Annotated in this window: 17 protein-coding genes; 8 read left to right on the top strand and 9 right to left on the bottom strand. The window is 72.0% G+C overall.

The genetic code is table 11. The features are described 5' to 3' along the window. Position 1 precedes the first annotated feature (1 nt). Positions 2-1,300 (bottom strand): MFS transporter, encoded by a 1,299-nt coding sequence (locus ACSNN8_RS33035; RefSeq protein WP_436653914.1) that lies wholly within the window; start codon positions 1,298-1,300, stop codon positions 2-4. Positions 1,301-1,402: 102 nt separating this feature from the next. On the opposite strand from ACSNN8_RS33035, the gene ACSNN8_RS33030 reads away from it, so the two are divergent. The 5 genes from ACSNN8_RS33030 (at position 1,403) to ACSNN8_RS33010 (ending at position 6,760) form a co-directional block, all read left to right on the top strand. Next, positions 1,403-2,206 (top strand): IclR family transcriptional regulator, encoded by an 804-nt coding sequence (locus ACSNN8_RS33030; RefSeq protein ID WP_436653912.1) that lies wholly within the window; start codon positions 1,403-1,405, stop codon positions 2,204-2,206. A 72-nt stretch (positions 2,207-2,278) separates the two neighbouring features. Continuing rightward, positions 2,279-3,121, top strand: a complete 843-nt coding sequence (locus ACSNN8_RS33025) for an amidohydrolase family protein (protein WP_436653911.1) — start codon at positions 2,279-2,281, stop codon at positions 3,119-3,121. After that, a complete protein-coding gene (locus ACSNN8_RS33020; protein ID WP_436653909.1) occupies positions 3,118-3,882 on the top strand; it encodes an SDR family NAD(P)-dependent oxidoreductase in 765 nt (254 codons plus the stop codon). The genes ACSNN8_RS33025 and ACSNN8_RS33020 overlap by 4 nt, the downstream gene beginning before the upstream one ends. A 10-nt stretch (positions 3,883-3,892) precedes the next feature. Continuing rightward, entirely contained in the window at positions 3,893-5,530 is a 1,638-nt protein-coding gene (locus ACSNN8_RS33015; RefSeq protein WP_436653908.1) for a (2,3-dihydroxybenzoyl)adenylate synthase, read from the top strand. 54 nt (positions 5,531-5,584) lie between these two features. After that, complete coding sequence (locus tag ACSNN8_RS33010; RefSeq protein WP_436653906.1) at positions 5,585-6,760, top strand: glycoside hydrolase family 1 protein; 1,176 nt, start codon at positions 5,585-5,587, stop codon at positions 6,758-6,760. Between the two features lie 15 nt (positions 6,761-6,775). Here ACSNN8_RS33010 and ACSNN8_RS33005 read toward each other — a convergent pair whose 3' ends face one another. Then, positions 6,776-8,722 (bottom strand): amino acid transporter, encoded by a 1,947-nt coding sequence (locus tag ACSNN8_RS33005; RefSeq protein WP_436655494.1) that lies wholly within the window; start codon positions 8,720-8,722, stop codon positions 6,776-6,778. 265 nt (positions 8,723-8,987) lie between these two features. On the opposite strand from ACSNN8_RS33005, the gene ACSNN8_RS33000 reads away from it, so the two are divergent. Continuing rightward, positions 8,988-9,896: an ABC transporter ATP-binding protein gene (locus ACSNN8_RS33000; RefSeq protein ID WP_436653905.1), complete on the top strand. Its 909-nt coding sequence runs from the start codon at positions 8,988-8,990 to the stop codon at positions 9,894-9,896. After that, positions 9,893-11,476: an ABC transporter permease gene (locus ACSNN8_RS32995; RefSeq protein ID WP_436653903.1), complete on the top strand. Its 1,584-nt coding sequence runs from the start codon at positions 9,893-9,895 to the stop codon at positions 11,474-11,476. The genes ACSNN8_RS33000 and ACSNN8_RS32995 overlap by 4 nt, the downstream gene beginning before the upstream one ends. Here the strand turns inward: ACSNN8_RS32995 and ACSNN8_RS32990 are convergent. From ACSNN8_RS32990 to ACSNN8_RS32965, 6 genes are all read right to left on the bottom strand, one after another. After that, entirely contained in the window at positions 11,473-13,104 is a 1,632-nt protein-coding gene (locus ACSNN8_RS32990; protein ID WP_436653901.1) for a PAS domain-containing protein, read from the bottom strand. The genes ACSNN8_RS32995 and ACSNN8_RS32990 overlap by 4 nt on opposite strands. A gap of 90 nt (positions 13,105-13,194) precedes the next feature. Beyond that, positions 13,195-13,488 (bottom strand): chorismate mutase, encoded by a 294-nt coding sequence (locus ACSNN8_RS32985; protein WP_436653900.1) that lies wholly within the window; start codon positions 13,486-13,488, stop codon positions 13,195-13,197. A gap of 78 nt (positions 13,489-13,566) precedes the next feature. Beyond that, entirely contained in the window at positions 13,567-14,952 is a 1,386-nt protein-coding gene (locus ACSNN8_RS32980) for a non-reducing end alpha-L-arabinofuranosidase family hydrolase (RefSeq protein ID WP_436653899.1), read from the bottom strand. 54 nt (positions 14,953-15,006) lie between these two features. Further along, positions 15,007-16,413, bottom strand: a complete 1,407-nt coding sequence (locus tag ACSNN8_RS32975) for a glycoside hydrolase family 43 protein (protein WP_436653897.1) — start codon at positions 16,411-16,413, stop codon at positions 15,007-15,009. Beyond that, positions 16,410-18,044, bottom strand: coding sequence for a glycoside hydrolase family 27 protein (locus ACSNN8_RS32970; RefSeq protein WP_436653895.1), 1,635 nt, complete (start codon positions 18,042-18,044; stop codon positions 16,410-16,412). Before ACSNN8_RS32970 ends, ACSNN8_RS32975 begins: the two co-directional genes overlap by 4 nt. A 3-nt stretch (positions 18,045-18,047) precedes the next feature. Beyond that, a complete protein-coding gene (locus ACSNN8_RS32965) occupies positions 18,048-19,151 on the bottom strand; it encodes a ricin-type beta-trefoil lectin domain protein (RefSeq protein WP_436653893.1) in 1,104 nt (367 codons plus the stop codon). A gap of 307 nt (positions 19,152-19,458) precedes the next feature. Between ACSNN8_RS32965 and ACSNN8_RS32960 the strand changes: the two genes are divergently transcribed. Continuing rightward, positions 19,459-21,534, top strand: a complete 2,076-nt coding sequence (locus ACSNN8_RS32960; RefSeq protein ID WP_436653891.1) for a family 43 glycosylhydrolase — start codon at positions 19,459-19,461, stop codon at positions 21,532-21,534. Between the two features lie 39 nt (positions 21,535-21,573). Here ACSNN8_RS32960 and ACSNN8_RS32955 read toward each other — a convergent pair whose 3' ends face one another. Then, a complete protein-coding gene (locus ACSNN8_RS32955; RefSeq protein ID WP_436653890.1) occupies positions 21,574-22,041 on the bottom strand; it encodes a nucleoside deaminase in 468 nt (155 codons plus the stop codon). Positions 22,042-22,054 lie beyond the last annotated feature (13 nt).

Below are 22,054 nucleotides of genomic sequence, written 5' to 3'. Positions count from 1 at the left end.
CTCAGCGCACCTTGCGGATGGGCAGGATGAGCACCGCGCCCAGCAGCCCCGCGATCGCGCCGAACAGGAACAGCGCCGTGAAGTTCTGCGGGGAGGCGGCCGTCGCCCCGATCGCGAGCACGGCGGGCGCGACGGTCGGCACGATGGTGCCCGGCAGCGTGCTGGCCAGGTTCATGATGCCGAGATCCTTGGCGGGGTTGTCCGGGTCCGGCAGCACCTGGGTGACCAGCGCGATGTCGACGGCCATGTAGACGCCCTGCCCGACCCCGACGACGCCCATGGCGACCAGGAACGCCGGGAAGCTGCCGGCCAGCGACGCCAGCGTGAGGCCCACCGCGAAGATGGCCGCGGCGACGACGACGAACGGCTTGCGCCGCCCGATCCGGTCGGACAGCTTGCCCGCGACCGACGCGCAGACCAGCGCGGCCACGGTCAGCACCAGCGTCGACAGGAAGACCGCCTGGGCCACCTCCTGCGGCGCGAAGTGCAACACCATGATCAGGTAGAAGGCCTGGTACGCCTGGATCGCCGCGACGCCGAGGAACAGCAGCAGGCGGCTCCACCAGGCCCAGGCGTAGTTCGGGGCGCGCCGGGGGTCGACCCAGAAGGTGGTGAGGAACTGGCTCCACCCGAAGTGCGGCCGTTCGGCGGCGGACAGCCGGCGGTCGCTCAGCCGCAGCGCGAACAGCACGGCGCCGAGGACGGCGATGCCCGCCGGGATCAGCACCATCGCGGTCAGGTTGGGCGCCACCAGCTGCGCGATGAACAGGCCGGTGACCGCGCCGACCGGCAGGCTCAACCCGACCAGGGCGGACGCGGGTCCCCGGCGGTCCGGCGCGAACTGGTCCGGGATGGCCGCGGTGAAGGCCACGGCGGCCGAGCTGTAGCCGACGGCGGTGAGGACGTTCGCGACGACCAGCATCGCCGTGTTCGACGCCGCGACGATGCCGGCCGCGCCGAGCGCGAACAGCAGGCCACCGAGCAGCAGGAAGGGGCGGCGCCGGCCGAAGCGGCCGGTGGTGCGGTCGCTGAGCCGGCCCAGGGCCGGGAACGCGACCAGCGAGAACACCGAGCCGACACCGACCACGACGGACAGCACGGTGGTCGCGTTGGCGGCGTCGATCTGCGAGGCCTTCAGCGACAGCGTGAGGACCGCCGGCACCAGGCTCGCCATGCCCGCGCCGATGGCGGCGAAACCGAGGAAGAACAGGAAGCCGCGGCGGGGGTTGGGCCAGGCGGGCGGCGCGCCGGAGTCGTCGGCGGTCAGCACCGTCGCGCTGTCGAGGGGGGAGGTAGTCATGCCGTCACGATGAGCTGTCCGTCCGCGCCGGGGCAGGCATAATGCCGTTCATCGAAACGACGTTTCCAGGGTGTTTCGCGACGGCCGGAGGGACGTGAGGCTGTGACCGAGTCCCCGGCGCGCGCCCGCGGCGGGCGCCCACCGCAGGGTGAGCCCGTCATCGACCGGGCCCTGACGCTGCTGTTCGCGTTCGACGCGGCGCACCGCCGGATGTCGCTGGGCGAGCTGAGCCGTCGCAGCGGCATCCCCACCAGCTCGGCGCTGCGGCTGGCGAGCCGGCTGCAGGCCCGCGGCGCGTTGGAGCGCGACGACGCGGGCCGCTACTCGATCGGGCTGCGCCTGTTCGAGGTCGCGTCGTTGTGCCTGCGCGGGCACGGGCTGCGGCAGGTGGCCCTGCCGTACATGGGTGACCTGACCGAGGCCACCCACCAGCACGTCCTGCTGGCGGTGCGCGAGGGCGACGACGCGGTCCTGGTGGAACGGCTGTCCGCCCGCAACGCGGTGCCGATCCTCTACCGCGTCGGCGGACGCCTGCCGCTGCACTCCACCGGGGTCGGTCTGGTGCTGCTGGCGTACGCCGACCCGGCGTTCCAGGACGAGTACCTGTCCCGGCCGCTGCTGCGGGAACCGGAGAAGACGCCCGTGTCACCGGCCGCGCTACGCCGGACGCTGGCCGAGATCCGCCGGGACCGCGCGATCACGTTCCGGCGGCGCGCCCCGCAACCGCTGGTCTCGGTGGCGAGCCCGATCTTCGACGTGGACGACGCGATGGTGGCGGCGCTGTCCGTGGTGGTGCCGGAGCAGCAGGTCGACGCCCGCCGCCTCACGCCGGCCCTGCAGACGGCGGCGCGCGCCATCTCCCGCGCGCTGGGCGCCCGCCGGTCCATCGGGCTCGACACCGGCTGACTTCCGGCGCGGCTGTGCCGATGAACGGCATCGCCGTATCCGGCGGGCGCACGGCGCGGCCATCGTGTCCCCATGCGCACCGTCGATCTGCACTGCTATCCCGGCACGCAGCCGTGGATCGCCTCGCAGGGCCCGTACGTCGAGGCCCTCGCCGCGTACTGGAAGCGCCCGTGGGTCGCCAGGGACGAGGCGGACGTGGCGGCCGAGCTGACCACGCTGGGCGTCGAGGCGGTCCTGGTGGCGTTCGACATCGAGACGGTGACGGGCACCCCGCCGTGCTCCAACGCGTACGTGGCCGGGCTGCGCGACCGCTACCCCGACGCCTTCATCGGCGCGTGGGGCGCGGTCGACCCGCTGAAGGGTGAGGTCGCGATCCGCGACGCCGAGGAGGCCGTGAAGACGCACGGCGTGCTCGGCTTCCACTTTCACCCGATCATGGGGCACTTCAGCGTGGACGACCGCGCGCTGTACCCGCTGTGGGAGACGATCGCCGCGCTCGGCGTGCCGGTGATGGTCGACGTCGGCACCACCGGCATGGGCGCCGGGATGCCCGCCGGCATGGGCGCGCGCATCCGGCACGCCCACCCGCTCGCGGTCGACGAGCTGGCCGCCGACTTTCCGAACCTGACGATCGTCGCCGCCCACCCGGGCTGGCCGTGGATCGACGAGATGACCGCGGTCGCGCTGCACAAGGGCAACGTCTTCTGGGAGCTCTCCGGGTGGGCGCCCAAGCACTTCCCGGCGCAGCTGCGCACGGACATCCGCGGCCGGCTGCGCGACAAGGTCATGTTCGGCAGCGACCACCCCAGCCTGCCGTACGAGCGGATCCTGCGGGAATGGGCCGAGCTCGGCCTGCCGGACGAGGTGGTGCAGGCCGTGTTCCACGGCAACGCCGAGCGGGTGCTGGGCCTGTGAGCGCCGGCCGCCCGGTCGCGCTGGTGACCGGAGCCTCCCGCGGCATCGGCCGCAGCGCCGCCCTGGCCCTGGCCCGGCACGGCTACGACGTCGCCGTCAACTACGCCACCGGTCGCGAGCGGGCCGAGCAGGTCGTGCGGGAGGCCGGGAAGGCCGGCGCCCGGGCGCTCGCGGTGCAGGCGGACGTCGCCGACGAGGACGCGGTGCGCGGCATGCTCGGCGCGGTGGAGCACGGGTTCGGCCGGCTCGACGCGCTGGTGAACAACGCCGGCACCACGATCGGCACCCCGCCGTCCGACCTCGACGGGCTGTCCCTGGCGGACTGGGACCGGGTCTTCGCGGTCAACGTGCGGGGCCTGTTCCAGGTGACCCGCGCGGCGGTGCCCCTGCTGCGCCGCGCGCCCGGCGCGGCGATCGTCAACACGGCCAGCATCGTCGGCCTGCGCCCGGGGCCGCAGCCGTTCCCGTACGCCGCCTCGAAGGCCGCCGTCGTCTCGCTCACCCGGACCCTCGCCGGCGCGCTCGGCCCGGACATCCGGGTCAACGCCGTCGCGCCCGGCTGGATGGTCGGCGAGTGGATGGAGGACCAGCTCGGCGACAACTACGAGCGGCTGATGGACCGGCGTGCCCGGCTCACCCCGCTGCGCCGCTGCGTCACCGCCGACGACGTCGCCGCGACCGTCGTCTCGCTCATCACGTCCAACCCGTTCGTCACCGGCGAGATCGTGGTCGTCGACGGCGGGTTCTCCGCAACTACCTGAGGAGCGACCGATGCCTCTGGACGGTGTCGTCCCCTTTCCCGCCGAGTTCGCCGCCCGCTACCGCGAGCGCGGCTACTGGCGCGACCGGCCGCTGCGCGACGTCCTCGACGAGCACCTGACCGCGTACGCGGACCGGATCGCCCTGCACGCCGGTGGTGAGGACATCACGTACGGCCGGTTGGCCGAACGCGCCGACCGGCTGGCCCGCAACCTGTACGACCTCGGGCTGCGCCCGCTCGACCGGGTCCTGGTGCAGCTGCCCAACGACGCGCCGTTCGCCTGCCTGTACGTCGCGCTGCAGAAGCTGGGCGCCATCCCCATCATGGCGTTGCCGCAGCACCGGTACCGGGAGATGGAGCAGTTCGCGCGGCTCGCGGGCGCCGTCGCGTGCGTGGTTCCCGGCCGGGTCCGCGACGCCGACCGCGACATCGTCGCCCGGGTGCGGCGCACGGCGCCCACGCTGCGGCTGGCGCTGGTCGACGGGCCCGCGTCGGCCGGCTTCCGGTCGCTGCGCGAGCTGATCGACCGGGAGCCGGCTGCCACCAGCGCCGACCTCGCCGCGCTGACGATCGACCCCGACGATCCGGCGGTGTTCCAGCTCTCCGGCGGCACCACGGGCATTCCCAAGCTGATCCCGCGCACGCACAACGACTACGCGTACAACTCGCGCCTCGCGCTGTCCGTGTGCGACGTGCGCGACGGCGACTGCCTGCTCGACGTGCTGCCGATCGCGCACAACCTGCCGCTGGCGTGCCCGGGGATGCAGGGCTTCTGGTTCGCCGGCGCCCGGGTGGTGCTGCACCCGGGCACCCGCGGCGCCGAGGTGTTCCCGCTGATCGAGCAGCACCGCGTCACCCACATCCACGTCGTCCCGGCGCTGCTCATCCGGTGGCTGAACGACCCGGACATCCACCGGTACGACCTGTCGTCGGTGCGGGTCGTGCAGAGCGGCGGGCAGCGGCTGCAGCCCGAGATCCGCCTGCTCGCCGAGAAGCTGCTGCCGCACTGCACGGTGCAGGAGAACTTCGGCATGGCCGAGGGGCTGCTCATGTTCGTCCGGCTCGACGACCCGCCCGAGGTGCGGCTGGAGACGGTGGGCCGGCCGGTCTGCCCGGACGACGAGGTGCGGCTGGTCGACGACGAGGGCCGGCCGGTGCCGGACGGCCAGGTCGGGGAGCTGCTGTGCCGCGGCCCGTACACGCTGCGCGGCTACTTCCGGGCGCCGGAGCACAACGCGCGCGCCTTCACCCCGGACGGCTTCTACCGCTCGGGTGACCTGATGTGGCGCCACCCCACCGGCAACTACGTGGTGGCGGGCCGCAGCAAGGACCTGATCAACCGCGGCGGCGAGAAGATTTCCGCCGAGGAGGTGGAGAACCTCATCCTGGGCCACCCCGCCGTGCAGAACGTCGCCTGCGTCCCGGTCCCGGACCCGGTGCTGGGGGAGCGGATGTGCGCCTGCGTCGTGCCGCGGGCCGGCGCGAGCGTCCCCACCCTGGACGAGCTGGTCGCCTTCCTGCGGCGCCACGAGATCGCCACCTTCAAGCTGCCGGAACGGCTGGAGATCCTGGACGCGTTCCCGTTGTCGCCGATCGGCAAGGTGTCCAAGAAGGACCTGGCCGCCCGCTTCGCCGCGGAGACCCGGTGACGCCGGTCGCGCCCGCCGGCTCTACCCGGACCCCCTCGTCGAACGGAGACCTTCATGAGTTCCGACCAGTCGTTTCCCGACGGGTTCCTCTGGGGCGCGGCCACCGCGTCGCACCAGGTGGAGGGCAACAACGTCGGCAACCACTACTGGGAGTGGGAGCACGCGCCGGACACCCCGTTCGCCGAGCCCAGCGGCGACGCCGTCGACCACTACCACCGCTGGCGCGAGGACCTCGACCTGCTCGCCGGCGCCGGGCTCACGGCGTACCGGTTCAGCCTGGAGTGGAGCCGGATCGAGCCCGAGCCGGGCGAGATCTCGCGCGCCTCCCTCGACCACTACCGGCGGATGGTCGACGGCTGCCGCGACCGCGGGCTGGCCCCGGTGGTGACCCTCAACCACTTCACGACGCCGCGCTGGTTCCACCACGACGGCGGCTGGCTCGGCCCCCGGGCGGGCGACCACTTCGCCCGCTTCGTCGAGACCGCGGCGCCGCTGGTGCGCGACGCCGCGTACGTCCTCACGCTCAACGAGCCCAACCTGGCCGCCTGCCTGCCGGTCCTCGCCGGCATGGCGGCCCGCGGCGAGCCGGTGGCCGGGCTGCCCCGGCCGGACCAGCGCCTCAGCGAGGCCCTGATCGCCGCGCACCGCCGCGGCATCGAGGTCCTGCGCGGCGCCGGCTCGCCCCCGGCCGGGCTCGCGCTCGTGGGCCAGGAATGGATCGCCGAGGACGGCGCCGGCGAGCAGATGGCCGCCCACCGCGCCGCGATGGAGGACAAGTTCCTCGCCGCGTGCCAGGGCGACGACTTCGTGGGCATGCAGATCTACAGCTGCGCCCGGATCGGCCCCGACGGCCCGGTCACGCCGCCCGGCACGGTCCTGACCCAGGCACACGTCGAGTACCGGCCGCAGGCGGTCGGCGCCTCGGTGCGCCGGGTGGCCGAGGTGCTGCCCGGCACGCCGATCCTGGTCACCGAGAACGGCCTGGCGACGACCGACGACGACGAGCGGATCACCTTCACCGCCGAGGTCCTGCGCGGTCTGCACGCCGCCGTCCACGACGGCGTCGACGTGCGCGGCTATCTGCACTGGAGCCTGCTCGACAACTTCGAGTGGTTCAGCGGCTACGCGGTCACGTTCGGGCTCATCGGCGTGGACCGCGCGACGTTCGCGCGGACGCCGAAGCCCAGCCTGGAGTGGCTGGGACAGGTGGCCCGCCGCAACGGCGTCTGACGCGCCAGGCCTTTGTCACGACCCGACGTGGATGCCGGGGCGGCGGGACTGGTCCGGCTCGTGCTTGCGGATGATCTCCCGGGCCACCGGGGCGGTGTCGCCGCGGCCCAGCAGGAAGTAGCGGACCATGTGCACCAGTGGGCTGCCCTCGGCCCAGGAGAAGTAGCAGTGCGGACGCACCCCGGTGGCGTCGCGCAGGGCCAGCAGGATCGCCGCGATGGCGTTCGGCGCGGCCGGCGCCTCGGTGCGCAGGATCCGGTAGCCGCCCACGTCGACGCCCCGGACGTGCAGCGTGTCGCTGAACGTCGACGGGTCGACCACGTCCACCTCCAGGAACAGGATGTCCGCGCCACCCGGTACGGGATTGTCGCCGCGCTGCTCGCGTTCCTTGAGCCGGTACTCGGTGACGTCCCCGCCCTGGCGGCGGTTCGCGATGAGGTTGAGCTCGCCGTCGTACGCGATCGACTCGGTGACGAACCGGCGCGCGGCCTCGTCGAACTCGATGCTGTCGACCCGCAGCTCGGTCGTGCGGCTGACCCGCGAGATCAGCGACACGACGATGATGCCCGCGATGAACAGGCCGGAGATCGCGATGCCGTCCGGCTTCTCGTGGATGTTCTCGACCAGCGCGTACGCGAGAACGGCGGCGAGCAGCCCGAATCCGGCCGAGGGCAGGCGCCGGCGGTGCCGGACCGCCCAGACGGTGACCGCGACGGCGCCGGACACCATCATCGCGAGGATCCCGGTCGCGTACGCGCCGGCCTGCGCGTCGACGTCGGCGCCGAAGGCGATGGTGAGCAGCACCGCGATCGCCGTGTAGACCAGGACCACCGGGCGCACCGCCCGTCCCCACTCCGGCGCCATGCCGTAGCCGGGCAGATAGCGCGGCACGATGTTGACGAGACCGGCCATCGCCGACGCCCCGGCGAACCACAGGATGAGGATCGTGCTGATGTCGTACGCCGTCCCCAGCGCGTCCCCGAGCTGGTCATGGGCCAGCCACGCCAGGGCCCGGCCGTTCGCCTCGCCGCCCGGCCCGAACTCCTCTGCCGGGATGAGCACGGTCGTGACGAAGCTGGCCGACAGCAGGTAGACGCTCATGATGACCGCGGCGGTGGTGAGCAGCTTGCGGCTGTTGCGGATGCGGGCCGCGAGCCGCGCCTCGGCGCCGGCGCCCTCCGCGGCGACCAGCGGCATCATGCTCACCCCGGTCTCGAAACCCGACAACCCCAGCACGAGCAGCGGAAACGCCACGATGGCCGGCTCGATCAGCCCACCGGCGCCGCCGCCCACGTCGCCGAGCGCCCTCGTCCACGCCGACCACGCCCCGGGCTGGGTGACGATGTGGGTCAGCCCCGTGCCGATGATCAGCGCGTTGAGCGCCAGGAAGACCGCCACCAGCGGGATCGCGACGCTCACCGCTTCGCTGAAGCCGAGCAGGAAGACGAAGCCGAGCAACAGCAGCAGCACGACGGTCAGCGCCACTTCGTGGCCGTGCAGGAACGACGGGAAGAACGGGTTCTCGACCACGTGCACGCTCGCGTCCGCGGCCGACAGCGTGATCGTGATGATCCAGGACGTGGCGACGAAGCCGAGCAGGACCAGAACGAACAGTTTGCCCTGCCAGAACGGGAGCAGGCGCTCCAGCATGGCCACCGAGCCGGCGCCGTGCGGGCTCTCGCGGGCCACCCGCCGGTACATCGGCAGCACCCCGAACAACGTCAGCGCCACGATCAGCAGCGTGGCCAGCGGGGAGACCGCCCCCGCGGCGGCGACGGCGATCGCCGGCACGTACGCCAGGCTGGAGAAGTAGTCCACCCCGGTCAGGCACATGACCTTCCACCACGAGTGCTGCTCGGTGTGCCCCTCGCCCGCCTCGGGCCCGACCGGCTGCACGCGGTGCCGCAGCAACCAGCCCGCCACCCCGCTCGACGGCGGCGTCCTGCGCGCCGGGGACTGCATGACCGGGGGGACGACGAACTCAGCCGGAGCGTTCTCCGGCTTGGACTGGCTGCTCACGAGGGGTCAGCGTACGAGGTGCCGCCCGTCGCCGCTTCCGGGGCAGCCCCGGCTTGCCGGGTCGGCGTACGCTGCGGACAGGAGTGCCGGGAAGCCTGGTCGGCGAGTCGCTGACCCGTGGAGGCGTCATGGTCGTCCCGCCCGCACCCCGGCCCGCGTCCGCGCCGGCATCGGTCATCATCGCTTGTCCCTCCGCAGAGGAGCTGACATGACTGCGTCCACCGGGGCGGCCATCGCCGTCACCGCGCTGCACAAGTCGTTCGGGGTCACCAAGGCCCTCGACGGGCTCGATCTGAGCGTGGCCGGGGGAGAGGTGCACGGCTTCCTCGGGCCGAACGGCAGCGGCAAGACCACCGCGATCCGCGTCCTGCTCGGGCTGTTGCGGCCCGACTCCGGCGAGGTGCGGCTGCTCGGCGGGGATCCGTGGCGCGACGCCGACACGTTGCACCGCCGGCTGGCGTACGTGCCCGGCGACGTCACGCTGTGGCCGGGCATCACCGGCGGGGAGGTCATCGACCTGCTCGGCCGGCTGCGCGGCGGCATCGACCGGCGCCGCCGCGACGAGTTGCTCGAGCAGTTCGACCTGGACCCGCGCAAACGGGCCCGCACGTACTCGAAGGGCAACCGGCAGAAGGTCGCGCTGGTCGCCGCGCTGGCGTCGGACGCCGAGCTGCTGCTGCTCGACGAGCCCACCTCGGGGCTGGACCCGCTGATGGAGGCGGTGTTCCAGCGGTGCATCCGCCAGGTCAAGGACGAGGGCCGTACGGTCCTGCTGCCCAGCCACATCCTGGCCGAGGTCGAGGCGCTGTGCGACCGGGTGAGCATCATCCGGCTCGGCCGCACGGTCGAGTCGGGCACGCTGAGCGAGCTGCGCCACCTGACCCGTACGTCGATCGCGGTGGAGACGGCACGGCCGGTCAGCGGCCTGGAGCGCCTGCCCGGCGTGCACGACGTGGTCGTCGAGGACCACCATGCCCGCTTCGACGTGGACACCGCGCAGCTGGACGCCGTGGTGCGGGAGCTGGCGCCGCTGGGCGTCCGCAGCATGACCAGCACGCCGCCGACGCTCGAGGAGCTGTTCCTGCGCCACTACGGGCCGGACGGGGCGGCGTCGTGACCGGCACGCTGTCGCTGCTGCGGTTCCTGCTGCGCCGGGAACGCCGGAGCCTGCCCTGGTGGCTGCTGGGCGTCACGCTGCTCGTGCTGGTCCAGTCGACGCAGAGCCAGCAGCTGTACGGCACCCCCGAGGCGCTGCAGCGGCTGCGCGGGACGATCGGCGCCAACAACGCCGTGATCGCGATGAGCGGGCCGACCGACCTGCTGGCCTCGATCGGCGGCGAGATCGTGTTCGAGATCTTCGCGTTCGCCGCGATCGTGGTCGCGCTCATGAACATGTTCCTGGTCGGGCGGCACACCCGGGCCGACGAGGAGTCCGGCCGGGCCGAGCTGATCCGGTCGGCCCGGGTGGGCCGGCACGCGCCGCTCGCCGCGGCCCTGCTGCTCGCGGGCCTGGCCGACGGGGTCGCCGGTCTGCTGGTGTTCGCGGTGGCGGCGGGAACTGGGCTGCCGGTCGCCGGGTCGCTGCTGTTCGGCCTCGCGGTCACCGCCGTCGGCGTCGTGTTCGCGGCGTCGACCGCCGTCGCGGCGCAGGTCTTCGAGAGCACCCGCGCGGTGTACGGAACGGTGGCCGCCCTGCTCGGCGCCGCGTTCGCGTTGCGGGCCGCCGGTGACGTGGGCAACGACGCGCTGTCCTGGGCCTCGCCCATCGGGTGGGGCCAGCGGACCCTCCCGTACGCCGGGGACCGCTGGTGGCCGCTGCTGCTGTCGGTGGCCGTGGCCGGGCTGCTGGGCGCCGCGGCGGTGGCCCTGCTGGCGCGCCGCGACTTCGGCGCGGGCCTGGTGCGGCCGCGGCCCGGCCGGGCGCGGGCCTCGGCGCTGCTGGGCACCGCGTACGGGCTGGCGTGGCGCCTGCAGCGCGGCTCGCTCGCCGGCTGGGTGGCCGGGCTGTTCCTGCTCGGCGTCGCGTACGGCTCGATCGGCGACAGCATCGAGCAGTACGTCCGCGACAACCCGGAGATCGCGCAGTTCCTCACCGGCGGCGCCGCCGATGTGCTGAACGCCTACCTCGCCGTGACCGCCGGCGTGGCCGCCCTGCTCGCGGCCGCGTACGGCGTGACCAGCGTGCTGCGGGCGCGGGCCGAGGAGACGTCCGGGCGGGCCGAGGTCGTGCTGGCCACCCCGGCGAGCCGGTGGACGTGGCTCGCCGGTCAGCTCAGCGTCGGCCTGGCCGGCACCGCCCTGACCCTGGCCGCGTTCGGCGCCGGCGAGGGCTTCGCGTACGGGATGACCGTCTCCGACCTGGGCCAGGTGCCACGGCTGACCGGTGTCGCGCTCGCCTACGTGCCCGCGGTCTGGCTGGTCGTCGGCGTGACGGTGCTCGCGTTCGGCTGGCTGCCCCGCCCGGCCGCGGTCATCGCCTGGGTCGTGGTCGCCTACTGCGCCGTCATCACGCTGTTCGCCGACCAGTTCGACCTGCCCGGCTGGTCGCGGGAGGCCTCGCCGTTCACCCACACGCCGCAGGCGCCGCTGGACGACGTGACCCTCACGCCCCTGCTCGTGCTGGGTGTGCTGGCGGCCGCACTCGTCGCCGCCGGCTACGCGGGTTTCCGGCGCCGGGACGTCGCCATCGGTTCCTAGTAGCGGTACTTGTGTCGAGAGCTGCGCCGGTTCGCGCCGGCCGGTAACTCGTCCAGGTCGCCATGGCGCAGCTGCTCGTCCGGCTCATGGCCCTGGGGGAAATCCCGCATCGTCACGACGAACCCCTGGACCAGGCGGTCGTCGCGCAGATCGCGGTAGGTGGCTTCGACCGGCACCGGGCTGCCGTCGGCCCGCACCAGCGAGCAGAACACCACCCCGTCGCCGGAGCCGCGGAACGCCTCCCGCAGCCGCTTGCGGTCGTCCGGATGCACCAGGTCGTCGAGGGTGGCCAGCGGCGGAAGGTCGGCGCCGAGCAGGCCGCGCAGCGAGGGGGTGGCGTACCGGATGCGCTGGTCCTCGTCGATCACCGCCATGATGTCGGCGCTGTTGCGGATCACCGCGCGCAGGTAGAGGTCGCTGTCGCGGCGGCCGACCGCCTCCACCAGACAGATGCGGTCGAGCGCGAGCGCCGCCTGACCGGCCAGCACCTCGAGGGTGTCGCGGGTGGCGGTGAGGGTGTCCCGGCGACCGGTCAGGATCAGCGCGCCGCCGCTGGGCCGGGCGACGGCGAGCGGCTCGAGCCACAGCGGGCAGACCAGCGTGGCGTAGTCGGGATCCGCGTCCTCGATCCACCAGCTGCGGTGCGGTGGGCCCGTCCCGGCGCCGGGCGCCGCCTCGAGCGGGACCCGGCTGTCGTCGGCGGCGAAGACGGTGCTCCGGATGGCGTCCGGAGGCATGAGCTCGGCGATCGCGGCTCGGACGGCCTCGTCCACGGCAGCCGTGTCGGACGCGGCGACCAGCGCGGCGCTCGCCTGCCGCAAGCCGCGCTCCCGTCTCAGGGCGTGGCCGTTCAGGGTCACCGAGTCGGTCAGCCGGGTGATGGTCAGCAGGAGGGTGATCGCCCCCGCCGCGGCGATCACCACGCCGTCGCCGACCCTGCCGTTGAGCGCCTCGATCAGCAGAACGACCGGCGGCGTGGCGACCGAGATCCCCAGCAGCGCCGCCCAGCGCCCCAGCCACGGGCTCGGACGCGGCTCCGCGGGCTCGGTGAGCCGGACCATCGACGGGTGCAGCGCGGCGGCGCCCCAGGCCAGGTAGAGCACCACGAACCCGGTCTCGCTGAGCCGGCCCGGCCACAGCGGCTGCACGATGTCGCCGACCAGCACCCCCGTCGCGCCGACGACCAGCAGCACGGCCGAGGGGTTGCGGCCCACGGCGACCAGCAGGCGGACGACCACCGCGAGCAGCAGCAGGGCCCCGATGACGTACGCCCCGGAGATGTCGCCCATCCAGCCCGCATCACCGACGACGGACACCCAGATGACCAGCAGCGTCGAGCACGCGAACGCCAGCAGGTCGATGAGCCGTGCCCGGTCGACGAGGATCGCACCGGCGCGGGTCAGCTGCAGCAGGCCGCAGGCGACCAGCACGAACATGACGTAGAAGCAGACGTTCGCCACGTCGGGCCGGCCCAGCGCGGTCAGCACGTCGCCGGCCGCGCTCGCCACGATGGCGCCGGCGAGCAGCAGCCAGGGTCCGGTCCGGGCGGGCCGGTGACGCCGCACGCCGTAGACGATGGCGGCCGCGCTACCGGTCCCCAGCACGATCCATTCGATGGCCCTCAGCACGCACCACTAGTACCAGTGGCGTCGCTGTGTGTCCATGCCGTTATATACGGAGCGCGATGACTTGCCCCATCCGTGCGCGATGCGCCGGCGTCATCCCTGCGTCGAGCCGCGATGACGGGTCAGCTCGAGCTCGGTGAACGCGGTGATCATCGCGCGCCAGACCGCCTCGGCCACGGCGGCGTCGAGCCCGGCGGCCGTGGCCTCGGCGCGGACGGCGGCGATGACCCGTTCGACCCGGTCGGGCGCTCGCACGGCGTGCTCGTCGCGCTTGAAGCCGGCCGCCGCCTCGACGAGCTTCTGGCGGCGGGCCAGCAGCGCGACGATCTGCGTGTCGAGGTCGTCGATCCGGGAGCGGACCTCTGCGAGGGACTCGGGGTCGGACATCGATGCGGATCCCGTCTGGTGGTCGGCCGGTGAGCAGCGGTGGTCATTGTGTCACCCGTCCGGGATGCGGTCCCGACGTCATCGCTGCCGGGTGAGCAGCCCCGGTCGCCACGGCAGGTTGTTGTAGTCGCCGCCGGCGTTGGGGTTCTTGCCCTGGTAGAGCAGTTGCAGGTTGCAGGGGTCGACGGTCTTGGTCTGGTCCGGGTTGGTGCGGACCAGGTCGCCGTGGCTGATGTCGTTGGTCCAGGTGGCGCCGCTGTTGGCCTTGCCGGCGAACGGGTTGCTCTCGGTCGCGGCCTGCGGGGTCCACGAGCCGTTCAGGCTGGTCGCGGTGAACGAGCGGAAGTAGCGGCCCTGGCTGCCGATCGCTTCGACGATCATCAGGTACTGGTTCTGGCCGGCGACCTTGTAGACCTCGACGGCCTCGAACAGGTTGTTCGTGGAGTCGCTCATGATCGTGGTGTACGACGAGCCGAAGCTGCCCGGGAAGTTCCCGATCGGCATGGTGGCCCGGTAGATCTTGCCGTTGTCCCCGGCGAAGAACAGGTACATGTTCTGGGCGTCGCCGATGAGCGTCTGGTCGATGACACCGTACGGGGCGTCGGCGATCGTCCCGGTGAACAGCGTCTGCGGGGCCGACCATCCGTTGGCGTTGGTGGGATCGGTGGAGGTCTTGTAGCTGAACGACGTGGGTCCCCACTGGTAGGCCAGCACCCAGATGTTCTTGGGTGCGAAATAGAGCAGCGTCGGCGCCACGGTGCCCTGGCTCATCGCGTTCTGGCTGGCCGAGGCCATGTCCGACCAGTTCGTGAACAGGCCGAAGTTCATCGACCCGTACGAGCCGTTCGCCACGTTCGACGCGTACACCAGGTGCTTGCCGTTGTAGACCACGTTCGTGAAGTCCTTCAGCGACGTCCAGCCGTTCTTCGGCTCGGCCAGCGGGCCGGTCGACGTCCAGCGGTAGCTCGACGGCAGGGTGCACGTGCCGCCCGGATCCGATGGCGGCGGGGACGTCGGGGGTGAGGTCGGGGGTGAGGTCGGCACGGTGCCTCCGGTGCAGGCCACGCCGTTGAGCGCGAAGCCGGTCGGGGCCGGGTTGCTGCCGGTCCACGACCCGGTGAAGCCGAACGACACCGTGCCGTTGGTCGCGACCGACCCGTTGTAGCTCGCGTTCCTGGCCGTGACGGCCGAGCCGGTCTGCGTCACCGTCGCGTTCCACGCCTGCGTCACGCTCTGCCCGGCGCCGTACGACCAGGTGAGCGTCCAGCCGGAGAGCGCATCGCCCAGGTTGGTGATCGACACGTTGGCGCCGAACCCGCCCTGCCACTGCGACGACACGGCATAGTTCACCGAGCAACCGGCCGCGGCGGCGCCCGCCGGCCGCGCCGCGACGACGGCGGTCGACGCCAGCAGTGTTGCGCCGGCCACCACCACGGCGGCCTTGTTCGATGACGACAGCTTCATGGGGATCTCCTGATCGGGGGACGGCTCGAGGGGGAGTCGCGGTGCCGGACAGCGTCAGTCGTGCGCATTCACCGTCGGGGTCGACGTCGTCCTGGGTGTGAACTGCCACCAGTTCACGTTGAACAGGTAGCCGGCGCCGCCGGTGAACCTCAGATAAAGGTCCTGCGTGCCGGTCAGGCCGGTCGTGGCGCACGAGACCGACGTCCACGCCTGCCAGCCGCCGGTGCCGGGCACGGTGCAGGTTCCGGCGAGCGCGCCGCTGGGGCTGCCGGTGCGGACCTCGATGCGTCCGCCGTTCGCGCCCGAGGCGACCCGGGCGGTGAACGAGCCGGCGCCACCGCCGAAGGCGACGCCCTTCACCTTGACGTAGTCGCCGTTCTCGAGATAGCCGACGTTCATGGTGCCCTCGGACGACGGTTCGGTCTCGGCCCCGGAGCTCCAGGCGATGGTCTCGGCTTCCTGCCGGACGTACGGGTTGAGCGTGCCGTTCTGCGGGGCGCCGGCGGTGGTCATGCTCATTGTGGGGATGGTGCCGTCGGCGTTGTAGGTGAACTTCTCGACGGCGACCGAGCGGGTGTATCCGCCCCCGCCGGGCAGCGCGCCGTTGTGGTAGAAGAAGTACGACCCGCCGTTGAAGTCGACGATCCCGGCGTGGTTGGTGAAGCTGCTGCCCTGGGTGGGCATGACGGTGCCGCGATACGTCCACGGGCCGGTCGGGCCGGGGGCCGTGGAGTAGCCGATGAACTCGGAGCAGCACCGGGCCGCGAACACGTTGTAGTACAGGCCGTTGCGCTTGTAGACCCAGGGCCCTTCCTCGTACAGCGTGGGCCGGGCGGTGTTGCCCGTCCGGGTGCCGAAGCCGGCGGTGGTGAGCGGGATCCGGGTCGCGCTGCCGCTGTAGCTGATCATGTCGGTGTTCAGCCGGACGTACCACAGGTTGGGGTTGCCCCAGTAGAGGTAGGCCTGGCCGCCGTCGTCGATGAAGACGGTCGGGTCGATCTCGCCGTTCTCGACCAGGGGGCGCCCGATGGCGTCGGTGAAGGGGCCGGTCGGGCTCGACGACACCCCCACGCCGATGGCCATCCGCCCGGTCGCCCGGTTCTTGACCGGCACGTACCAGTAGAACCTGCCGTTGCGGTTGATCACCTGGCCGGCCCACGCGTCCGCGCTCGCCCAGCTGAACGTGGCGAGGCTCATCGGGGACCCGTGATCGGTCCAGTTCACCATGTCGGCCGAGGAGTAGACCCGCCACTCTTTCATCGTGAAGTAGGTGGAGTTGTCCTCGTCGTGCCCGGTGTAGAGGTACACGCGGCCGTTGTGGACCAGCGGCGCCGGGTCGGCGGTGTAGATCGTCTGCACGATCGGGTTGTCGGCCCGCGCCGGTGCGGCGAAGGCGGGCAGCGCGATCGCGCAGAGGGCCGCGGCGACCGAGGCGGCGATGCGTCGCAACCGGCGGCTCATCGCCTGCTCCACTGCTGGTTGGCGGCGCCCGTGCAGGTCCACAGCAGGGTCAGCGTGCCGTTGGCCGTCTGGTTGTTGTTGACGTCCAGGCACAGCCCGGACTGGTTGCCGCGGATCGTGCCGTTGGACTGCGATGTCCACTGCTGGTTCGCGCCGCCGTTGCAGTCCCACAGCTGCACCTTCGCGCCGGCCGTGGCGCCGATCGGCGCGTCGAGGCACTTGCCCAGCGCCTGCAGGGTCTGGCCCGAGGCGGTCCACCGCTGGTTGGCGGCGCCGCTGCAGTCCCAGATGACCGGCTGGGTGCCGTTGGCGGTGGTGCTGTTCGGCACGTCCAGGCAGCGGCCCGAGGGCGCGCTGACCAGGCTGAAGGAGGCCGGGGTGGACGGGTTGCCGGTGGTGCCGCCGCTGACCCGGTACACGGCCGTGCCGTGTGCGGGCACGCTCGCGCTGATCGTGCCGGTGGTGGTGCTCGTGGCGCCGGTCCAGGCGTCGACCAGCGTGTACGACGAGGCCCCGCTCTTGCCGATCGCCGCGGCCGTGGTGGAGATCGTCCGGGTGGCGTTGCTCTGGTTGAACAGGGCCACCGCGACGTCGCCGTTCGCGAGCCGCTTGGCCAGCACGCGCTGGTTGGCGTCGCCCGCGACCTGGATGCCCTGACGGCCGAGCGTGTCCTGGTTGATCGCGATGAGCCGGGGGTTCTTCAGGATCGACTGGGTGGCGCTCGACATGGAGCGGATGTCGTTGCCCGCGATCAGTGGTGCGGCCATCACCGCCCACATGGCGAAGTGGGAGCGCTGCTCGGTGTCGCTGAGCGTGCCCCGGCCGACCTCCATCATGTCGGGGTCGTTGAAGCCGCCGGGCTCGGCGTACCCGGCCAGCGGCACGTTGACGTCGATGATGTTCTGCACGCCCATCGGATAGCCGTTGACCTGGTCGGTCCTCCACACCAGTTGGATGTCCTCGGTGGTGCGCCAGATGTTGGCCACGTCGCCCCAGTCGCGCTGCGGGCCGGTCTTGGCGTGGATGCTGTTCGGGTTGATGCTGTAGAGGATCGGCCGTCCGGTGGCGGCCAGCGCGTCGCGCATCCTGGCGAACGTGGCCACCTGCTCGGTGATGGTGCCGGCGGGGGAGCACCAGTCGTACTTCAGGTAGTCGACGCCCCAGGCCGCGAACTGCCGGGCGTCCTGGGCCTCGTGCCCCTGGCTGCCGGTCGCGCCCGGATAGCTGCCGAAGTACTGCGCGCACGTCTTGTCCAGCGGCGCCTGGTAGATGCCGAACTTCAGGCCCTTGCCGTGGATGTAGTCGCCGAGCGCCTTCATGCCGCTGGGGAAGCGGGTCGGGTCCGCCTGCAGGTTGCTGCTCGCGTCACGGTTCGGGTTCATCCAGCAGTCGTCGACCACCACGTACTGGTAGCCGGCGTCGCGCATGCCGGTGCTCACGATGCTGTCGGCCATGCCGCGGATCAGCGACTCGTTGATGTTGCAGAAGAACGTGTTCCAGCTGTTCCAGCCCATCGGCGGGGTGCGGCCCACCCCGTTGTCCAGGGCCTGCGCCGGTGTGGCGGTGGCGACGAACGCGGTGCCCGACAGCAGCAGCAGACCCGCCGCGAGCAGGGACTTCAGGCGTCTCATGGCTTATCGACCCGTCCAGACCTGGTTGGCGGCGCCGGTGCAGGTCCACAGCTGGACCCGGCTGCCGGCGGCGGTGGCGTTGGCTGCGACGTCCAGGCACAGCCCGGACGCGACGTTGCTGATGGTGCCGTTCGCGTTGCGGTTCCAGCGCTGGTTGGCCGCCCCGGAGCAGTCCCAGATCTGCACCTTGGCGCCGGCCGTGGCGCCGGTCGGCGAGTCGAGGCACTTGCCCAGGGCCTGCAGGGTCTGGCCGGAGGCGGCCCACCGCTGGTTGGGGGCGCCGGTGCAGTCCCAGATGACCGGCTGGGTGCCGTTCGTGGTGGCGCTGCCCGGCACGTCGAGGCAGCGCCCGGAGCCGGCGCCCACCAGGGCTCCGCCGGTGGGGGTGCCGGTGGCATCGCCGATGGTGCCGGGAACCGAGCGCAGGGCGGCGTACCAGACCGCGGCCATCTTGTCGTAGCCGCCGGCGGTGGGGTGAACGCCGTCGATCAGGTCCGCGGTGGTCAGCGCTGCGTGCATGTCGACCAGGTGAACCCGCCGGCCGCTGCTCGCCTTGCTCTGCACGATGCCCGGAAGCGCGGCGTTGAACGTGCGCGCGGCCGCCTCCTGGCCGGGCGAGGCGAGCGGGATGAGCGTCGCCACGAACACGTCCGCGGACGGCGCGGCCCCGGTGATGCGGTCGATGAGGGCGGACAGCCGGCTGGGCGCCGACGCGACGTTGTAGTTCTGCAGAATGTCGTTGGTGCCGATGTGCAGCAGAACAGTGCGGGGACCGGCGGCTGCCAGCCAGCGGGTGACGTTGGCATCGATCTGGTCGATCCGCCACCCCGGGTGACCCTGGTGGTCGTGATCGCCGAGGCCGGCCGGCCCGTTGGACTGGGTGCCGACGAAGTCGATCCGGTAGCCGGCGCCGGACAGACGCTGCCAGAGCCCGATGCGGTAACCACCGGGCACCTGTGTCCCCTCGGTGATCGAGTCGCCCAGCGGCATGACCCGGACTCCGCCGTTCGACTCCGAGGCGGCGGCCGCGGTGGGCGCAGCCGCGCCGGTCAGCGAGAGCGCGAGGGCGAGGGCGGTGGCGAGAAGCCGGCCTCTTCGCTGGTGCATCGGTGCTCCTCTCGGCGGACTGCCGGTTCGTCGCGCCACGCCCGGCATTGCCGGACGCGTGGTTAACGCTAACAGCGTGTTGCAGGGAGATTGCCACATCGATGTCACGCATTCAAGAACGCAAATAGATATCGCGATCGGAGGAATCGCGGTGTGAAAAGGTGTTACGTCGCTGTCGCGGGATGAGTCGCCTTGACGCTGCCGATGCCCGGGCTCACGCTGAGAACTCCCCGAATATGCGACCTCGTGCGAGGTGCACCGTGCCGCCGGCTCGCATATGTGATCGTTCACTAAGGTCGGAGTGATCATGCGTGCACGCAATGCCATGGCGGGAGGGCCCGGCCGCCGCGGGCGCCTGCCGATCGTCCTCGTGCTGACCCTGCTGGCCTGTCCGGCGGTCGCGGTCGTGGCGCCGGCCGCGGCGTCGGCGGCGAGCATCGACACCACTGCCTCGTACGTGCTGGTCAACCGCAACAGCGGCAAGGCCTTGGACGTGTACGGCCTGGCCACCAACGACGGAGCCCGGATCACCCAGTGGTCGCGCAACGACGGCGCCCAGCAGCAGTGGCAGTTCGTGGACTCCGGCGGAGGTTTCTACCGGCTGAGGTCGCGGCTGTCGGGCAAGGTCCTGGATGTCGCCGACGCGTCCACGGCCGACGGCGGCGCCATCGTGCAGTGGAGCGACAACAACGCCGCCAACCAGCAGTTCAGCGTGCAGGATCTCGACGGTCACGTCCAGCTGATCAACCGCAACAGCGGCAAGGCCGTCGAGGTGCAGAACGCCTCCACCGCCGACGGCGGCGCCGTCGTCCAGTACGCCGACTGGAACGGGGCCAACCAGCAGTGGCAGCTCGTGCGGGTCGGAGCGGGCACACCGCCGCAGTCGGGAACCTTCACCAACCCGGTGGTGTGGCAGGACTTCGCCGACGGCGACATCATCCGGGTCGGGGACACGTACTACTACTCGGCCTCCACGATGCACTACTCGCCGGGCGCACCGGTGCTGCGCTCGTACGACCTGGTGAACTGGGAGTTCGCCGGGCACTCGGTGCCCCGGCTCGACTTCGACTCGGGCGCCTACGATCTGAGCGGCTCCCGGGCGTACGTGAAAGGCATCTGGGCGTCGGCGTTCACCTACCGGCCGGCCACCAGCACCTTCTACTGGCTGGGCTGCACAGAGTTCAACCGCACGTATGTCTACACGTCCGTCTCGGCAGGCAGCGGCTGGAGCAAGAAGGCCCGCATCAACAAGTGCTACTACGACGCCGGGCTGCTGTTCGACAACGACACCCCGTACGTCGCGTACGGCAACGGCACCATCAGCGTCGCCCAGCTCAACGCCGATCTCACCGCGGAGGTGCGCTCGCAGACGGTCTACCAGACCCCGTCGAGCATCGGCACGCTCGAGGGCGCCCGGATGTACAAGCGCGGCGGCTACTACTACATCTGGCTCACCCGACCCGCCAACGGCCAGTACGTGCTGCGCTCCACCAGCCCCTGGGGACCGTACGAGCAACGCCAGGTGCTGCTCGACCTGCCCGGCCCGATCACCGGCGGCGGGGTCCCGCACCAGGGCGGTCTCGTGCAGACGCAGAACGGCGACTGGTGGTACATGGCCTTCACCGACGCCTATCCCGGCGGCCGCATGCCTACCCTCGCCCCGATCACGTGGAGCGGCGACGGCTGGCCCGTGCTGCAGACCGTCAACGGCCGCTGGGGCACCAGCTACCCCAGGCCCGCCATCAGCACGACCAGGACCGTCCAGCCGATGATCGGCCCCGACACGTTCACCGGCCCCACGCTGGCGCCGCGCTGGGAGTGGAACCACAACCCGGACACGACGAAGGTCAGCGTCGGCAACGGGTTGCGGCTGTCGACGGCCACCGTCACCAACGACCTCTACAACGCCCGCAACACGCTGACACACCGGATCCAGGGCCCGGCGTCCACGGCGACGATCCAGCTGAACTACTCGGCGATGGCCGACGGCGACCGGGCCGGTCTCGCCATGCTGCGCGATCAGTCGGCGTGGATCGGCGTGCGCAAGGACAACGGTGTGACCCGGGTGTCGATGACGAACGGGCTCACCATGTCGACCAGCGGCTGGACCACCACCGCAACCGGCTCCGAGGCGGCCGGCGCGGCCGTCTCCGGTGGCACCGTCTGGCTGCGGGTCAGCGCGAACATCCAGCCCGGAACCGGGCGTACGGCGACCTTCTCCTACAGCACGAACGGCAGCACGTTCACGACGCTGGGACCGGCGTTCCCGCTCAACAACAACTGGCAGTTCTTCATGGGGTACCGCTTCGGCATCTTCAACTACGCCACCCGCTCCCTCGGCGGCGCCGTCACCGTCAGCCGGTTCGACCTGACCGCCCCGTGACAGCGCTTGGTCCTCGGCCGCGGTACCTCGGCCCCGGCGTCAGCGGCTCGCTGCCCTCCGGTGCAGGCGTTGCATCTGCTCGTCGAACGGCGCGACCGGGCCGGTCACCTTCAGGCCGGGCGCGATCGCCGTGATGGGGAGCACGGCCACCGGGGACGCCGGCTGTCCCCATCCGGCACGCCAGGTGGCGAGCTGCTCGGCCGAGGCGGCGTACACGATGGGGCCGAGCCCCACCCAGCCGTGCGCCGCTGCGCACATCGGGCAGTGCTCGCCCGAGGTGTAGACCGTGCAGGCGGCCCGCACCCCGGCCGGCAGGTTGGCGGCGGCCCAGCGGGCCAGGGCCAGCTCCGGGTGGGCCGTCGGATCCGCCGCGGTGACCTCGCGGTTGCGCTCCTCGGCCAGCACCGCGCCGTCCGGGCCGGCCAGCACCGAGCCGAACGGATGGTCGCCGGCTTCCAGGGCCTCCGCCGCCAGCTCGACACAGCGCCGCAGGTATTCGGTCGTCATGCCGCCACGATCG

The organism is Actinoplanes sp. URMC 104 (assembly GCF_051386375.1).
GTDB lineage: Bacteria > Actinomycetota > Actinomycetes > Mycobacteriales > Micromonosporaceae > Actinoplanes.
The sequence above is the reverse complement of the archived record's forward strand: the minus strand, read 5'-3'. Positions and strand labels throughout refer to the sequence as shown.

Bases quoted from the DNA above. Each gene is read 5' to 3' on its own strand.
- ACSNN8_RS33035 (WP_436653914.1), bottom strand. From the start codon at position 1,300: ATGACTACCTCCCCCCTCGACAGCGCGACGGTGCTGACCGCCGACGAC.
- ACSNN8_RS33025 (WP_436653911.1), top strand. From the start codon at position 2,279: ATGCGCACCGTCGATCTGCACTGCTATCCCGGCACGCAGCCGTGGATC.
- ACSNN8_RS33015 (WP_436653908.1), top strand. From the start codon at position 3,893: ATGCCTCTGGACGGTGTCGTCCCCTTTCCCGCCGAGTTCGCCGCCCGC.
- ACSNN8_RS33010 (WP_436653906.1), top strand. From the start codon at position 5,585: ATGAGTTCCGACCAGTCGTTTCCCGACGGGTTCCTCTGGGGCGCGGCC.
- ACSNN8_RS33005 (WP_436655494.1), bottom strand. From the start codon at position 8,722: ATGCAGTCCCCGGCGCGCAGGACGCCGCCGTCGAGCGGGGTGGCGGGC.
- ACSNN8_RS33000 (WP_436653905.1), top strand. From the start codon at position 8,988: ATGACTGCGTCCACCGGGGCGGCCATCGCCGTCACCGCGCTGCACAAG.
- ACSNN8_RS32985 (WP_436653900.1), bottom strand. From the start codon at position 13,488: ATGTCCGACCCCGAGTCCCTCGCAGAGGTCCGCTCCCGGATCGACGAC.
- ACSNN8_RS32980 (WP_436653899.1), bottom strand. From the start codon at position 14,952: ATGAAGCTGTCGTCATCGAACAAGGCCGCCGTGGTGGTGGCCGGCGCA.
- ACSNN8_RS32975 (WP_436653897.1), bottom strand. From the start codon at position 16,413: ATGAGCCGCCGGTTGCGACGCATCGCCGCCTCGGTCGCCGCGGCCCTC.
- ACSNN8_RS32970 (WP_436653895.1), bottom strand. From the start codon at position 18,044: ATGAGACGCCTGAAGTCCCTGCTCGCGGCGGGTCTGCTGCTGCTGTCG.
- ACSNN8_RS32965 (WP_436653893.1), bottom strand. From the start codon at position 19,151: ATGCACCAGCGAAGAGGCCGGCTTCTCGCCACCGCCCTCGCCCTCGCG.
- ACSNN8_RS32960 (WP_436653891.1), top strand. From the start codon at position 19,459: ATGCGTGCACGCAATGCCATGGCGGGAGGGCCCGGCCGCCGCGGGCGC.
- ACSNN8_RS32955 (WP_436653890.1), bottom strand. From the start codon at position 22,041: ATGACGACCGAATACCTGCGGCGCTGTGTCGAGCTGGCGGCGGAGGCC.